General features: G+C 68.6%; 13 protein-coding genes and 1 pseudogene. 2 read left to right on the top strand and 12 right to left on the bottom strand.

Annotation, left to right across the window (positions count from 1 at the left end; genetic code table 11):
• On the top strand, positions 1–870 hold the full coding sequence (locus AC5W7N_RS09580) for a potassium-transporting ATPase subunit C (RefSeq protein ID WP_495924068.1): 870 nt from the start codon (positions 1–3) through the stop codon (positions 868–870).
• 90 nt (positions 871–960) lie between these two features.
• On the opposite strand, the gene AC5W7N_RS09575 is transcribed toward AC5W7N_RS09580, so the two are convergent.
• The 9 genes and pseudogenes from AC5W7N_RS09575 to AC5W7N_RS09535 all read right to left on the bottom strand — a co-directional run bounded on the left by AC5W7N_RS09575 (position 961) and on the right by AC5W7N_RS09535 (position 8,792).
• Positions 961–2,064: a winged helix DNA-binding domain-containing protein gene (locus tag AC5W7N_RS09575; protein ID WP_495923547.1), complete on the bottom strand. Its 1,104-nt coding sequence runs from the start codon at positions 2,062–2,064 to the stop codon at positions 961–963.
• Between the two features lie 46 nt (positions 2,065–2,110).
• Positions 2,111–3,631: a PstS family phosphate ABC transporter substrate-binding protein gene (locus AC5W7N_RS09570; RefSeq protein WP_163811614.1), complete on the bottom strand. Its 1,521-nt coding sequence runs from the start codon at positions 3,629–3,631 to the stop codon at positions 2,111–2,113.
• Positions 3,632–3,744: 113 nt separating this feature from the next.
• Positions 3,745–4,766, bottom strand: a pseudogene (locus tag AC5W7N_RS09565) (PHP domain-containing protein).
• A gap of 45 nt (positions 4,767–4,811) precedes the next feature.
• Positions 4,812–5,393: a dihydrofolate reductase family protein gene (locus AC5W7N_RS09560; RefSeq protein ID WP_163811612.1), complete on the bottom strand. Its 582-nt coding sequence runs from the start codon at positions 5,391–5,393 to the stop codon at positions 4,812–4,814.
• Between the two features lie 57 nt (positions 5,394–5,450).
• Positions 5,451–6,317: a bifunctional DNA-formamidopyrimidine glycosylase/DNA-(apurinic or apyrimidinic site) lyase gene (mutM, locus tag AC5W7N_RS09555; protein ID WP_195019729.1), complete on the bottom strand. Its 867-nt coding sequence runs from the start codon at positions 6,315–6,317 to the stop codon at positions 5,451–5,453.
• A 1-nt stretch (position 6,318) separates the two neighbouring features.
• The gene (rnc, locus tag AC5W7N_RS09550) at positions 6,319–7,041 is read right to left on the bottom strand and encodes a ribonuclease III (RefSeq protein ID WP_195019730.1); all 723 of its coding nucleotides are present in this window, start codon (positions 7,039–7,041) and stop codon (positions 6,319–6,321) included.
• Positions 7,042–7,055: 14 nt separating this feature from the next.
• Positions 7,056–7,238 carry a 50S ribosomal protein L32 gene (gene rpmF, locus AC5W7N_RS09545; RefSeq protein WP_138447171.1) on the bottom strand — a complete coding sequence of 61 codons (183 nt, stop codon included), beginning with the start codon at positions 7,236–7,238 and terminating at the stop codon, positions 7,056–7,058.
• 2 nt (positions 7,239–7,240) lie between these two features.
• Positions 7,241–7,924: a YceD family protein gene (locus AC5W7N_RS09540; protein ID WP_195007016.1), complete on the bottom strand. Its 684-nt coding sequence runs from the start codon at positions 7,922–7,924 to the stop codon at positions 7,241–7,243.
• Positions 7,925–8,045: 121 nt separating this feature from the next.
• Positions 8,046–8,792 (bottom strand): DivIVA domain-containing protein, encoded by a 747-nt coding sequence (locus AC5W7N_RS09535; protein ID WP_163811967.1) that lies wholly within the window; start codon positions 8,790–8,792, stop codon positions 8,046–8,048.
• Between the two features lie 387 nt (positions 8,793–9,179).
• On the opposite strand from AC5W7N_RS09535, the gene AC5W7N_RS09530 reads away from it, so the two are divergent.
• The gene (locus tag AC5W7N_RS09530) at positions 9,180–9,692 is read left to right on the top strand and encodes a GtrA family protein (protein WP_194992649.1); all 513 of its coding nucleotides are present in this window, start codon (positions 9,180–9,182) and stop codon (positions 9,690–9,692) included.
• A gap of 67 nt (positions 9,693–9,759) precedes the next feature.
• Here AC5W7N_RS09530 and coaD read toward each other — a convergent pair whose 3' ends face one another.
• Genes coaD through AC5W7N_RS09515 form a run of 3 tightly spaced genes read right to left on the bottom strand, consistent with a single transcriptional unit; the run spans position 9,760 to position 14,237 of the window.
• Complete coding sequence (coaD, locus tag AC5W7N_RS09525) at positions 9,760–10,245, bottom strand: pantetheine-phosphate adenylyltransferase (RefSeq protein WP_163811603.1); 486 nt, start codon at positions 10,243–10,245, stop codon at positions 9,760–9,762.
• A 3-nt stretch (positions 10,246–10,248) separates the two neighbouring features.
• Positions 10,249–10,842, bottom strand: coding sequence for a 16S rRNA (guanine(966)-N(2))-methyltransferase RsmD (gene rsmD / locus AC5W7N_RS09520; protein ID WP_163811601.1), 594 nt, complete (start codon positions 10,840–10,842; stop codon positions 10,249–10,251).
• Positions 10,839–14,237: a pyruvate carboxylase gene (locus tag AC5W7N_RS09515; protein WP_195019732.1), complete on the bottom strand. Its 3,399-nt coding sequence runs from the start codon at positions 14,235–14,237 to the stop codon at positions 10,839–10,841. The genes rsmD and AC5W7N_RS09515 overlap by 4 nt, the downstream gene beginning before the upstream one ends.
• Positions 14,238–14,359: the final 122 nt, after the last annotated feature.

Below are 14,359 nucleotides of genomic sequence, written 5' to 3'. Positions count from 1 at the left end.
ATGCGGAAAGCCACCTGGATCCGCCAGCATCTGGCCGCGGTGCGGGCGCTGCTCGTACTGACCGCCATCACCGGGATCGCCTATCCGCTCGCCGTGTTCGCGGCAGGCCAGCTGCCCGGATTGAACGGCAAGGCCGACGGTTCGCTGCTGTACGCGGACGGAAAACTGGTCGGCTCCAGCCTGATCGGCCAATCGTTCACCGACGCCGACGGCAACGCGCTGCCGCAGTACTTCCAGTCCCGCCCGTCCGCCGCGGGCGACGGCTACGACCCCATGTCCAGCTCCGCGAGCAACCTCGGCCCCGAGGACGTCGTGGACACCGCCGACCGCACCAGCCTGCTCACCACCGTATGCGCCCGCAGCAAGGAGATCGCCGACCGTGAGGGGGTCGACGGTTCCCGCCCGTTCTGCACGAAAGACGGGGTGGGCGCGGTGCTGTCGGTGATCGGGCCGCGGGATGGCACCGGCGAGGTGAGCGCGCCGGTCCGGGTGGTCAGCGTCAACGAACTGTGCCCTGCCGAGCCGTTCGTCAGCAGTTACCTGGGTGTCCCGGTCGAATGTGCCGAACCGGGCGCCGACTACGCCATCGGCCGCATCGTCCCCATCCGCGGTGACGCACCCGATACCCCCGCCGTCCCCGCCGACGCGGTCACCGCGAGCGGCAGCGGCCTCGACCCGCACATCTCCCCCGCCTACGCCGAGATCCAGATCGCCCGGATCGCCGGCGCCAGGCATATCACCGAGGCCCAGGTACGCGCCCTGGTCGACGCCAACACCGACAGCCGGACCCTCGGCTTCCTCGGCGAACCACGGGTCGACGTCGTGGAACTCAATCTCGACCTGGACCGCACCTACCCGTTCCCGAGCTGACCGGCAGACGCTCGGGGGCCGTCCACCCCCGAGCGGTTCCGCCGCCCGCCCGTCCGGGTCGTCCGGGCGGGCGGTGCTCGCTCGCCGCACTCACGAGCCGTTCAGCTCCGACCGGTCGATGACGATCTCGCCGGTTCCTCCCGGCAGGATGAACGCGATCAGCGCGGCGGCTTCATCGAGCACTGACTGCTCGGTGGCGGCGGTGAACGGATGCCACGGCACGATCCGGATCGTGGCACCGTCCAGCAGCCATCGTCCGTGCACGAAACCGTCGACCAGGTAGGCCGGGATCCCGGCGGATGCTTCCTTGGCGGTGCGGCGGCGGTCCGCTTCGGCGATCACGCGCCGCCGGTCCTTGTGTCCGAGCAGCGCGTTGTCGAACGCGGGCAGGAAGCGGACCGGGGCGGGGAGGTCGCCGGCGGCAATGGGGGCATCCGGGACGTCGAAGAGCTCGCGGCCCTCCTCGTCCCGCAAGACCCGCAACCGCGGACGCAGGCGGGCGATCACCGCGGCGAGCCGGGTGGTGCCGGACCACGCCTGGATATCGGCGACCGTCGCAGGACCGAAGGCGGCAAGGTAGCGCAGCACGAGGGTGTCGAGGTCGGCCTCGGCGAGCGGTGCGCCGATCCATTCGTCGGCAAGACCGACGGTGACGTAGCGATTGCGCCAGCGGCCCCACGCCCCCGTCTCCGCGCTGTGTGCCAGCGGAACCAGCACCTCGACGGTGTCGGCGAGGCGGCGGGTGTGCCGGTCGGGGAAGTGTTCGGCGAGCAGCGCGCCGAGTTCACCGCGCGCGAGCATGCGCCCGGTGAGCAGGCGTCTGCCGTGCGCGGCCAGGGCGGTGAGGTCGATCCCTTCGATCTCGTCGCGGTAGTAGGCCGCTTTCAGCAACGACTCGACCCACGGCTGCATCGTGGGGCGCAGCCAGCGGTAGTCCTCGGTGGTGGCCAGGTGCATGGTGCGCCGGATCATGGTGGAACGCACCACTTCCTGGCCCCGCAGCAGCCCTTCGAGATCGGCGTGCCGGAATCCGTCGACCCGCGCCCACAGCCCTACATAGGGCCAGTTCGGTTCCTGCCCCTGCACCGCCACCAGATGCCGGATCACCTCGAGCGGCGCGTCGTCGACGCGTTCGGCCAGCCGCTGCCGCACCAGCAACGTCCGGTTCAACTCACGTAACGACAACTCCCGCATGGTCGACGATTATGGCCGTCCCCACCGACAGGTCCGGCCATCGAACTCACGGGAACGGGCGGCACATCGACGGGTAGGCCAGATCCCGGCACGGCATGTTCCCGGCGGCCCGGATCACGTCTTCCCCGCCGGCTTCGGTGAGGAACCGCAGGAAGCTCGCACCCAGCGAGCCGGGCGCGAAATCGCCGTAGCTGTAGGCGTACTCGATACCCCAGAACGGGTAGACGCGGTTGGCGGCCGCCTCCCGGGTGGCCTGCTGGCCGTTGATGGTCACCGTCGCGACCTGCGTGGATTCGGCGGCGTCGGCGTGCTCGGCGTAGCCGACGGCGCCGGGCGTCTCCGCCACCGCGGCGAGCATGTCCTTGGTGACGGCCACATCGCAGCGGCCGGGGCCGGGCTCGCGGCGGATCTCCCGGCAGGTGGCATCGCGGGCGGGCGGCTGCTCGCCGTCGAGCAGCCGGGTCTCGAAGGTTCGCCGCGTCCCCGAGCCCGGATGCCGGTTGATCAGCCGCACCGGCAGATCCGCCCCACCCAGCTCGCTCCAGTTCCGCACCCGCCCGGCGTACAGATCGCGGATCTGCTCGACGGTCAGATGCCGGACCTTCGTTCCGGGGTGCACGATCACGCTGAACAGCGAGAGGGCCAGCGGCCGCTCCACCAGCTCCGGATAATCCAGCCCCATCGGGCCGTCCGCGATCGCGAGCAGCCCCGGATTGTCGTTGCCCTCCGATTCCAGCCGGTTCATGCCCGGTTCGCTGCCCTCGAAGGCGAATTCGAAGGTGGCGCCACGGCAGCTGTGTTTATAGACGTCGGCCGCCTGGCGAATCACCTGTTCGAACGCGGTCGACCCGACCACCGTCAGCTTTCCGTCGGCGCATCCGAGCGGCGCCTTCCCCCGTTCGACCGCCGCGACGATGAATTGCGCGACGATCACCACCACCAGAAACGCGATGAGCGCGATCATGAACAACGGAATGCCGGTCTGGCTGCGGGTTTCGGTGACCCGGCCGCCCTTGATCATGCCCTGCAACCGCGGCGGCGGATACTCCCCCGTGCCTGCCGACCGCTGCAGGATGGCCAGGATCTTGTAGTGATCGGCCCGGTTCAGCGGCACCCGGGGCAGGTCGATGATCCCGACATTGTCGGAAGTCTCCCGCACCGCGATACCCGAATCCGGTTCGAGCAGATCGCCGAGCGCGGGATCGCTGAGTTCGGTGACGGCCATACCGATCACCCGCCGCTGCGGGAACCGCAGGTGCAGCCCGGCGCGACCGTTGTCGGGAACGCCGTAGTCGGCACTGTCGAGCGAGGTGGCACCGCTGTTCTCGATCCGCATCAGGACCACCGACAGGTCTTTCAGATCGGGACTCGCCCCGTCGGCCTGCGGGCGCAACTGGGGCAGTACACCGGGAAACACCGATTCGATCTCACCGGTGACCGGCGTATCCATCTGCACTCGATAGCCGAGCTGTTTGCGCCCGACGAAGACGAACTCCCAGAGGAAGGCCCCGACCGGCACCGCGATACCGATGAGCGCGAGCACGATCTCTAGCGGAAAACCGCCCACTGAACTGTCCCTCCCCAACGAGAATGCATGGCAATCATTTTCGGCCGCGCCCGGCGCAATTCACCAGCGTCGGCCGAAATGTTCGCCAACAGTTAATCAAACTCCGCGCGCGATCAGGCCCCGGTTTGCCGCGTCCAGGCCAGCAATTCGTCCACCGGCCGGGTATTGATGACACGTTCGGGTGGCACCTCGTTGGCGACGGCACGGGCACAACCGTAGCCTTGCCAATCCAATTGGCCGGGCGCGTGCGCATCGGTGTCGATGGCGAATTCACAACCGATCTCGACCGCGAGCCGCATCAACCGGCTCGGCGGATCCTGCCGTTCCGGCCTGCTGTTGATCTCGACCGCGGTGCCGAATCGCCGGCACGCCTCGAAGACCAGTTCGGCGTCGAAATCCGATTCCGGCCGGGTGCCGCGCCCGCCGAGCACCAGCCGGCCGGTGCAGTGGCCGAGCACATCGACCAGTGGATTGGCGACGGCGTAGACCATGCGTTTGGTCATGGTCTCGCGGTCGTCGCGCAGCCGCGAATGCACGCTGGCCACAACGATATCCAGCTCATCGAGCAGGGCGGGGTCCTGATCGAGGCTGCCGTCGTCGAGGATGTCGACCTCGATGCCGGTGAGGATGCGAAACGGCGCGAGTTCGGCATTGAGTTCGGCGATCACGTCGAGCTGACGCCGCAGTCGTTGCGCCGAGAGTCCGTTGGCCACGGTCAGTCGCGGCGAATGATCGGTCAGCGCACAGTATTCGTGGCCGAGCGCGGCGGCGGTGCGCATCATCTCCGCGATCGGGCTGCCGCCGTCGGACCAGTCGGAGTGGGTGTGCAGGTCACCGCGCAGCAGCCGGCGCAGCGGCCTGCCCTCGATGCCGATCGGTTCGGCGGCGGCCCGCAGCTCGGTCAGGTACCGCGGCACCACACCGGAGTACGCCTGCTCGATGACGGCCGCCGTCTTCGGTCCGATGCCCGCCAGCTCCTGCCAGCTGCCCGCGGCCTGCCTGGCGGCGCGTTCGTCCTCGCTGAGCCCGGCGACGATATCGGCGGCCCGCCGATAGGCCTGCACCCGATGCGTTTCGCGCGCTCGCGCTCGAGCCAGAAGCCGATCTCGCGCAACGCGGCCACCGGCCCCGGCACCTCGGCCGGGTCCGGTGTTCCGGTCGGATCGCCGCCCACCTCGGCCTATCGGATCCTGGCGTATTTCACGAAGGCCACGCCGTCCTCGAAGACCTGGCTGGTGATGACCCGGAACCGGGTCGGCTCGGGCAGCTTGGGTCCGTCGCCGAACAGCGAACGGCCCCGGCCGAGCACGATCGGATACAGCTTGAGGAAGATCTGGTCGATCTCCGGCAGCAGCACCTGGGCCAGTTCGCCGCCGCCGCACAGCCAGATGCCGAGCCCCTTGTCGCGTTTGAGCTCGCGCACCGTGGCCAGCGGGTCGGCGGAGATCAGCTCGACCGCCGGGTCAGGGCTTTCGGTCATGGTCGTGGAAACCACGAACTGACGCAGATGCGCGTACGGGCTGGAAGTACCGGTACGGACCCCGAAATCGTGGGTCTTACGGCCCATCAGCACCGTATCGAAGTTGGCGTTGCGCTTATCGATCCCGAGCGCCTCGCGCACTTTGGTCGGCAGCGTTTCCGGGTACTGCGCCGTGATCGCCGGGCCGTGGTCGCCGCCCACCGGGAAGAAGTCGACCGACCCTTCCTCGGTGGCGATGAACCCGTCGATGGTGGATGCGACGTAGTAGGTGAGCTTGCGCATGTGTCCTTCCTGCACGGCCGGTGTCACAGTAGAGCCGTATGCAGAAACGGTAGCTCGCTAACGGGTGCCGGGGCGAGGCTTCCGCTGGCATCGCGGACACGAATACGAGGAGCGGTTCATGAACTTCTCCCGCACGATCGCCGCCCCGCAGCGCGGGCACGGCAGGTCGGCGCGGCCGTAGACGGCCAGGGAGCGCTCGAAATAGCCGGAATCGCCGTTGACGTCGACATACAGCGCGTCGAACGAGGTACCGCCGGCCGCGAGAGCATCCCGCATGACGGCCGCGGCCTCGGTGAGCAGGGTGCGCAGCACCGGTCTGGTGAGCCCGGAGGCAAGGCGGCAACCGTGGATTTTGGCTCGCCACAGCGCCTCGTCGGCGTAGATGTTGCCGACGCCGGAGATCACTGTCTGGTCGAGCAGGACCCGCTTGATCTCGGTGCGCTTGGTCCGGATCGCGGACACCACCGCCTCGGCGTCGAATCGCGGGTCCAGCGGGTCACGGGCGATATGGGCGACAGGTTCGGGGACGCGGGTGCCGTCCACCTCGACCAGATCGGCCAAGGCCCAACCGCCGAAGGTGCGCTGGTCGACGAAGCGCAGTTCCGAGCCGTTGTCGAGGGTGGCGCGAATGTGGGCGTGCTTTTCCACCGGCGCGTCGGCCGGGCGGATGAGCATCTGACCACTCATCCCCAGATGCACCACCAGGGCGAGATCGGGGTCGTCGAAGGTGAGCCACAGGTACTTGCCGCGGCGTTCGGCGGCGGTGACGCGCAGCCCGGACAGCCGAACGGCGAGATCGGCGGCGCCTTCGAGGTGACGGCGGACCGAGCGCGGATGGCTGACGGCCACCGCGTCGATGACGTGGCCGACCACATGACCGGCCAGCCCACGCCGCACGACCTCGACTTCGGGAAGTTCGGGCACGTCAGGATTCCGCGGTGAGCGCCTGGTAGGCGGCCCCCGCGGCCTTCTGCTCGGCTTCCTTCTTGGATCGGCCGATGCCCTGACCGTAGGCCTGCCCGCCGATCACCGTGGTCGCGGTGAATTCCTTGTCGTGGTCGGGCCCGGTCGAGGTGATCTCGTAGCTGGGCACACCGAGGCCGCGTTCGGCGGTGAGCTCCTGCAGACTCGTCTTCCAGTCGAGTCCGGCACCCATGCGGGGGCCACGCTCGAGCAGATCGGCGAACAGCCGCAGCACCACACCGCGGGCGACCTCGATGCCGTGCTCGAGATGCACGGCACCCAGCAGCGACTCCATGCCGTCGGCGAGGATGCTCGGCTTGTCCCGGCCACCGGTGAGTTCCTCACCCTTGCCGAGCAGCAGGTGCGCGCCGAGCCCGCCCTCGCCGAGACCGCGGGCGACCTCGGCGAGCGCGTGCATATTCACCACGCTGGCGCGCAGCTTGGCGAGCTCGCCCTCGGATTTGTCCGGGTGCTCGTGGTAGAGCCGTTCGGTGATGCTCAGCCCGAGCACCGAGTCGCCCAAGAATTCCAGGCGCTCGTTGGTCGGGAGTCCACCGTTCTCGTACGCGTACGAGCGGTGGGTGAGCGCGAGCGTCAGCAGCTCCGGCCGTATCTCCACACCGAGTGCGGCGAGCAGGCTCGCGTGGTCACCGGAGGGGCCGAGTTCGTCCTTACCGGCGGTCACGGCTGATCTGGTGCTCAGACCGCAGAGGTGACCTGGCGGCCCTTGTAGGTGCCGCAGGACGGGCAGGCGATGTGCGGCAGGGTCTTCTCACCGCAGGCCCGGTTCGGGCAGGTGACGAGGGTGGGCGCGACAGCCTTCCACTGGCTGCGCCGCGACCTGGTGTTGGAACGGGACATCCGGCGCTTGGGAACGGCCACGACTACTTCTCCTCTGTCTGTGTCTCTGCCCGGTCGGCAGTGTTTGCCTGTTCGGCGGAACGGTCTGGGGTGGCGGCACCCTCATCGGGGCTGCCGGTGCTGGGTGAATCGGCGGCGAACTTCGCCAGCCCGGCCCAGCGAGGGTCAAGTATCTCATGCCCATGATCAGAACCCGCAATCGCCATCCGCACGCCGCATTCCGGGCACAGTCCGGCGCAGTCGGGCGTGCACAACGGTTGCAGCGGAAGCTCGACGCCCAGGGCGTCGACGATGACGGGTTCGAGGTCGATGAGATCGTCGGCCATCCGGTACACCTCGTCCTCGGAGGTGGTCTGCTCGGTGGCGCTGTCGGGATAGGCGAACAGCTCGGTCAGCGACAGCTCGATCTCGTCGTCGAACGATTCGAGGCACCGCGAGCATTCGCCGGTGAGCGGCGCCGACACCGTTCCCGTGATCAGCACACCCTCGGAGACCGACTGCAAACGCAGGTCGAGCTCCACGTCGCTGCCGGCGGGGACGGCGATCAGGTCGAGTCCGAGGCGATCGGTGGTGGTGACCGTGCGATGCAGCTCACGCATCGACCCGGCGCCCCGGCCGAGGTTGCGGACGTCCAGCACGAAACCCGCGTCGGGCACCGGGTGCGAACCGGTACGCGAACGCGAGGCGGAACCGGAACCGGCGGGCATCACGAACTCACCTTCATCATCACGGGGGAATGGGCAACCACTCCACAATACGCGACAGCGCGCGCCGAACCCAAGTCGAGCCGGTCGGCCGGGCCCGCGCCCCGATCGACGGTTTCCGCCCCTAGCGGCGGTAGTCGGAGGCGTAGTCGGGCATGCCCATCCCGGTACGCAGCTGCTGACGGCCGCGGCCCACGATGCGCAGCGTGCCGTTGAGCGTCTCCTCGAATTCGGCGAGCTTGGAGTCGACGTAGTGATCGCACTCCTCGCGCATCCGGTCCGAATCGGCCTGCGCGGCGTCGATGAGCCGCGCCGATTCCGCGTGCGCGGCCCGCACCACCTCGGTCTGCGCGACCAGCCGGTCCCGCTCGGCCTGACCGTCGGCGACCGAGCGCTCGTAGGCGGCCTTGCCCGCCTCGATCATCCGCTCGGACTCCGCGCGCGCCCGTCCGGTGAGGGCCTCGTATTCGGCATTGCCGTCGGCGACCACGCGAGCGGCCTCGGCTTCGGCGGTGTCCACCAGATGGTCGGCGTGCGCGGTGGCCTCGGCGACCATGCGGTCGGCGTGCGCCTTGGCGTCGGCGAGGATGCGGTCGGCCTCGGCTCGTGCGTTCTCGATGGTTTCGGCGGCCTGTTCGTTGGCGCCGGTCACCGCCGTTTCGGCGGCGTTGCGGGCATCGGTGACGATCTTGTCGCGATGGTCGAGGACGTCCTGGGCGTCGTCGAGTTCGCCCGGCAGGGCGTCTCTGACGTCGTCGAGCAGCTCAAGCACATCACCGCGCGGCACGATGCAATTGCGCGTCGGAGGGATCCCGCGCGCCTCTTCGACGATGGCGACCAACTCGTCGAGTGCTTCGAATACGCGATACATGCTCACTTACCCCGCTCTCCGGATCGACGGCGAACTTCCGTCGCCGCCCAGTGTGCCCTTCGCCACGGCCTGTGCCGAGTCCCTTTCCGGTGTGTCGTGCCAGTGTCTCGCAGACCACAGAAATCAAGTGGAGTAAGGGCCTCCGCTTCGTGCTAAATTCGTTCGGAAGCCACAAGATCTTCATAAGCGGACCACAGGCACACCCTGCGACCGTGCAGTGAAGCAGGCCGACGAGCAGGACACCTCGACATCGACGTTGACAGGTTTCGTGTGTTCAGTACACACTGAACACACGACACACGAAGCCTGGCGTTCACGCCGACGGGAAGGAATGCGAAGACCCTCGCAGTTGTCTTACCTGTTGGCTCACGTTCGATCGGAATGACCATGACCGTCCTGGAACTACCGCGACCGGCACTGCCCACCGCGCGCGTTCTCACGCCGCTGGCCGGGCCGTACCCGGATATGCGGGAAGCGTCGAGCCGGCGGCTCGGTCGCGTGCTCGGGTATCTGCGCGGCGATCGGGCATTCCCTCAGCTGATCCGGTTCGCCCTGGTCGGCGGCTGCAGCAATATCGCCTATGTGCTGCTGTTCTTCGGCATGCTCGGCATCGGGCCGCTGGTGGCCAATGTGGTCGGTTCCGTCGTCAGCACGATCATCGCCAACGAGCTGCATCGCCAGCTCACCTTCCACGCCGCCGGTCGTGTCGGCTGGTTCACCGCCCAGTGGGAAGGCGGCGGGCTCGCGCTGGCCGGCCTCGGCATCTCCACCGCAGGTCTGGCCGCACTCGATTTCTGGGCGCCCGGCCTCGACAGCACCTTCCAGGCCGCCGCAGTCCTCGGCATCACCGCCGCCGTCGGCGGGTTGCGTTTCCTGGCGCTGCGCGGATTGGTCTTCTGAGTTCACCTGCCAGACGACGTCGCCCCGGCCCACCGAGGTGGTGTCCGGGGCGACGTCGTGAGTACGGTCAGTTCGCGCGCTCGGCGATTCGATCCAGCAGCCGCTTGTGCACCGCGGGCGGCAGCATGTCGCTGACGTCGCCGCCGTAGGTCGCCACTTCCTTGACCAGTGAGCTGGACAGGTAGCTGAGCGCCGGGTTGGTGGCGATGAAGAAGGTGTCGACACCGGACAGCTTCTTGTTCATCTGCGCCATCTGCAGTTCGTAGCCGAAGTCGCCTGCGTCGCGCAGCCCCTTGACGATCGCGGTGATGCCCTGTTCGCGGGCGAAATCCACCAGCAGACCGGCCCAGGATTCCACCCGCACGTTGGGCAGATGCGCGGTCGCCTCCCGCAGCATGTCGATGCGCTCGTCGACGCTGAACATGCCCTTCTTGTTCTTGTTGATCATCACCGTGACGACGACCTCGTCGAACTGGGCCGCCACCCGATTGAACACGTCGATATGTCCATTGGTCACCGGGTCGAACGAGCCCGGGCACAGCGCTCCTGCCATGAGTCAGACGCTAGCAGGCCGGGGGCCGGGTTCGGCGGGGGCGCCATCGAACTCGGCGAGCTCGATCCTGGTCTCGCCGTAGCGGCGCGGCTTCCGCGCCGAATATCCGGCGGGCCAGTCGATCTCGGGTGAACGGCTGGACCGTTCGACCACCACCAGCGCATCGGGGGCGAGCCAGCCGTTGCCGGCGAGCGCGGTGAGATCGGCGACCACGGTGGCGGTGTCGAGATCGTAGGGCGGATCGGAGAACACCAGGTCGAACTCGACCGGCGCCGGCTGCGCCAGCACGCTCGCCACGGACCCGACACGCAGCTCGGCGCCGGGCAGTCCGAGATCGGCGATATTGCCGCGCACCACAGCGGCGGCCTTGCGATCGGATTCGATCAGCATCGCCCGCGCCGCGCCGCGCGAGAGCGCTTCCAGCCCGAGCGCACCGGACCCGGCGTACAGGTCCAGCACCCGGGCACCCTCCAGATCCAGCCGGGCATCGATCGCGCTGAACAACGCCTCGCGCACCCGATCCGAGGTGGGCCGGGTGCCCGCGGGCGGGACGCGCAGACGGCGCCCGCCCGCGGTCCCGGCGACGATGCGGGTCATTCGGATTCGCGCACGGCCAGCTCGACCAGCAGGTCACCACCCTCGACCTGCTGCACCTTGCCGATGGCGACGCGGCCGACCAGGCCCGCGCGCGGCGCGGTGATGGCGGCTTCCATCTTCATGGCTTCGATGGTGCCGATGGTGTCGCCGGCCGCCACCGTGTCGCCCTCGGAGACGGCGAGGGTCACCACACCGGCGAACGGCGCGGCGATGTGGCCCGCGTTGTTCTTGTCGGCCTTCTCCGCGGCCGGGATCTCGCTGGCCACCGAGCGGTCGCGCACCGACACCGGCCGCAGCTGGCCGTTGAGGATGCACATCACCGTGCGCATGCCGCGTTCGTCGGGCTCGGAGATCGCCTCCAGGCCGATGAGCAGGGTGACGCCCTTCTCCAGCTGCACGCGGTGTTCTTCGCCGCGCCGCAGGCCGTAGAAGAACTGGTTGGCGGACAGGCCGGTGGTGTCGCCGTATTTGTCGCGGTGGGCGAGGAATTCAGCGGTGGGCCCTGGGAACAGCAGCCGGTTGAGCGTGGCGCGCCGCTGCTCGGAGGTACCCGCCAGCCCGGCCTCGTCCTCGGGGGTGAGCGGTGTTTCCGGCTTGGCGGTGCCGCGCCCGGCCAGCGCCTTGGTGCGGAACGGTTCGGGCCAGCCGCCGGCGGGCGTGCCGAGCTCGCCGCGCAGGAACCCGATTACCGAATCCGGGATGTCGTAGCGGCCGGGGTCGGCGGCGAAGTCCTCGATGTCGACGCCGGTACCGACCAGCGCCAGCGCCAGATCACCGACGACCTTCGACGACGGCGTCACCTTCACCAGCCGGCCGAGCAGCCGGTCGGCGGCAGCGTATTTCGCCTCGACCTCTTCGAAACGATCACCGAGGCCGAGCGCGATCGCCTGCTGACGCAGATTCGACAGCTGGCCACCCGGGATCTCGTGGGTGTAGACGCGGCCGGTCGGCGCGGGCAGACCGGATTCGAACGGCGCGTACACCTTGCGCAGCGCCTCCCAGTACGGCTCCAGATCACAGACGTTCTGCAGGCTCAGGCCGGTGTCGTGCGAGCTGTTGGCCGCCGCCGCCACGATCGCGGACAGCGCGGGCTGGCTGGTGGTGCCCGCCATCGCGGCACTGGCGCCGTCGACGGCGTCGGCGCCGGCCTGCCAGGCCGCCAGATAGGTGGCCAGCTGACCGCCGGGAGTGTCGTGGGTGTGCACGTGCACCGGCAGATCGAAATTGCTGCGCAGCGCCGAGACCAGGGTCGCGGCCGCGGGGGCACGCAGCAGGCCTGCCATGTCCTTGATCGCGAGGACGTGGGCGCCCGCGTCGACGATCTGTTCGGCCAGCTTGAGGTAGTAGTCGAGGGTGTAGATGTTCTCGTCCGGGTTGGACAGATCGCCGGTGTAGCTCATCGCGACTTCGGCGATCGCCGTGCCGGTTTCGCGCACCGCGTCGATGGCCGGACGCATCTGGTCGACGTTGTTCAGGGCGTCGAAGATGCGGAAGATATCGATACCGGTGGCGGTCGCCTCGGAGACGAAGGCCCTGGTCACCTTCTCCGGGTACGGCGTGTAGCCGACGGTGTTGCGGCCGCGCAGCAGCATCTGCAAGCAGATGTTGGGAATCGCCTCGCGCAGGGCGGCCAGTCGCTCCCACGGGTCCTCGTAGAGGAACCGCAGCGCGACGTCGTAGGTGGCGCCGCCCCAGGCTTCGATGGACAGCAGCTCCGGGGTCAGCCGGGCGACGTGGCCGGCGACAGCGAGCAGTCCGCCGGTGCGTACCCGGGTGGCGAGCAGGGACTGGTGCGCATCGCGGAAGGTGGTGTCGGTGACAGCGACCGCGTCCTGTTCGCGCAGTGCCCGCGCGAAACCTTCGGGGCCCAGCGTCAGCAGTCGTTGGCGCGAGCCGTCCGGCGGCGGCACCGACAGGTCGATGGCGGGCAGCTTGTCGTGCGGGTACACCGCGGTCGGGCGTTCACCGTGCGGCTTGTTGACGGTGACGTCGGCCAGGTATTCGAGGATCTTGGTGCCGCGGTCGGCGGACCGGCGCAGGTCGAGCAGCTGCGGCCGTTCGTCGATGAACGACGTGGTGACCTTGCCCGCCCGGAAATCCGGGTCGTCGAGCACGGCCAGCAGGAACGGAATGTTGGTCGTGACGCCGCGGATGCGGAACTCGGCCAGCGCACGCCGGGACCGCGCGACCGCGGTGGAGAAATCGCGGCCCCGACAGGTCAGCTTGACCAGCATGGAGTCGAAGTAGGCGCCGATCTCGGCGCCGAGGTTGGCGCCGCCGTCCAGCCGGATGCCCGCGCCGCCCGGGGTGCGGTAGGCGGTGATGCGGCCGGTGTCGGGGCGGAAGCCGTTGGCCGGATCCTCGGTGGTGATCCGGCACTGCATGGCCGCGCCGCGAATGGCGACGGTGTCCTGGCTCAGACCCAGATCGGCGAGCGATTCACCGGCGGCGATGCGCAGCTGCGACTGCACCAGATCCACATCGGTGATCTCCTCGGTCACCGTGTGCTCGACCTGGATGCGCGGGTTCATCTCGATGAAGACGTGGTTGCCACGCTCGTCGAGCAGGAACTCCACGGTGCCAGCGCAGCTGTAGCCGATCTCGCGGGCGAAGGCCACCGCATCGGCGCAGATGCGTTCGCGCAGTTCGGGATCGAGGTTCGGCGCGGGGGCGAGCTCGATCACCTTCTGGTGCCTCCGCTGTACCGAACAGTCGCGTTCGAACAGGTGCATGACATTGCCCTGCGTGTCGGCCAGGATCTGCACCTCGATATGGCGCGGATTCACCACCGCCTGTTCGAGGAAGACGGTCGGGTCACCGAAGGCCGATTCGGCTTCGCGGGAGGCGGCTTCGATGGATTCGCGCAATTGCGCGGGCGCGGCGACCCGGCGCATACCGCGACCACCGCCACCGGCGACGGCCTTGACGAAGATCGGGAATTCCATCGATTCCGCCGCGGCGAGCAGCTCTTCGACATTTGCCGACGGTTCGCTCGATTTCAGTACCGGAAGCCCGGCCGCCTTGGCCGCGGCGATCGCGCGCGCTTTGTTACCGGCGAGCTCGAGCACCTCGCTGGAGGGGCCGATGAAGGTGATGCCCTCCCGCGCGCAGGCGGCCGCGAGGTCGGGGTTCTCGGACAGGAAGCCGTACCCGGGGTAGATGGCGTCGGCCCCGGCTGTCTTGGCCGCCTCGATGATGGCGTCGATGGACAGGTATGCCCGGACCGGGTGGCCTTCCTCGCCGATCTGATAGGCCTCGTCCGCCTTCAGGCGGTGCACCGAGTTGCGGTCCTCATGCGGGAAGACGGCCACGGTCCCGATGCCGAGTTCATAGGCCGCACGGAAGGCGCGGATGGCGATTTCGCCGCGGTTGGCAACCAAGACTTTCGAGAACATTGACCTAAGGTACCCGCCCTCGCACCGTGGGCCGACAGGGAAGTCCCCTTCGCAGCAATCTTCACAACCGGTCCTTGCATGGTTGCGAAGTTGCGTTCACCCGGCCGTCATATCTCACCGCA

It is taken from the genome of Nocardia sp. CDC519 (genome assembly GCF_059509835.1).
This window is presented reverse-complemented; position numbering and strand designations above follow the sequence as displayed.

What these genes read in the sequence shown, in the direction of transcription:
- AC5W7N_RS09580 (WP_495924068.1), top strand. Translation starts at nt 1, where the DNA reads ATGCGGAAAGCCACCTGGATCCGCCAGCATCTGGCCGCGGTGCGGGCG.
- AC5W7N_RS09575 (WP_495923547.1), bottom strand. Translation starts at nt 2,064, where the DNA reads ATGCGGGAGTTGTCGTTACGTGAGTTGAACCGGACGTTGCTGGTGCGG.
- AC5W7N_RS09560 (WP_163811612.1), bottom strand. Translation starts at nt 5,393, where the DNA reads ATGCGCAAGCTCACCTACTACGTCGCATCCACCATCGACGGGTTCATC.
- AC5W7N_RS09540 (WP_195007016.1), bottom strand. Translation starts at nt 7,924, where the DNA reads ATGCCCGCCGGTTCCGGTTCCGCCTCGCGTTCGCGTACCGGTTCGCAC.
- AC5W7N_RS09535 (WP_163811967.1), bottom strand. Translation starts at nt 8,792, where the DNA reads ATGTATCGCGTATTCGAAGCACTCGACGAGTTGGTCGCCATCGTCGAA.
- AC5W7N_RS09530 (WP_194992649.1), top strand. Translation starts at nt 9,180, where the DNA reads ATGACCGTCCTGGAACTACCGCGACCGGCACTGCCCACCGCGCGCGTT.
- coaD (WP_163811603.1), bottom strand. Translation starts at nt 10,245, where the DNA reads ATGGCAGGAGCGCTGTGCCCGGGCTCGTTCGACCCGGTGACCAATGGA.
- rsmD (WP_163811601.1), bottom strand. Translation starts at nt 10,842, where the DNA reads ATGACCCGCATCGTCGCCGGGACCGCGGGCGGGCGCCGTCTGCGCGTC.
- AC5W7N_RS09515 (WP_195019732.1), bottom strand. Translation starts at nt 14,237, where the DNA reads ATGTTCTCGAAAGTCTTGGTTGCCAACCGCGGCGAAATCGCCATCCGC.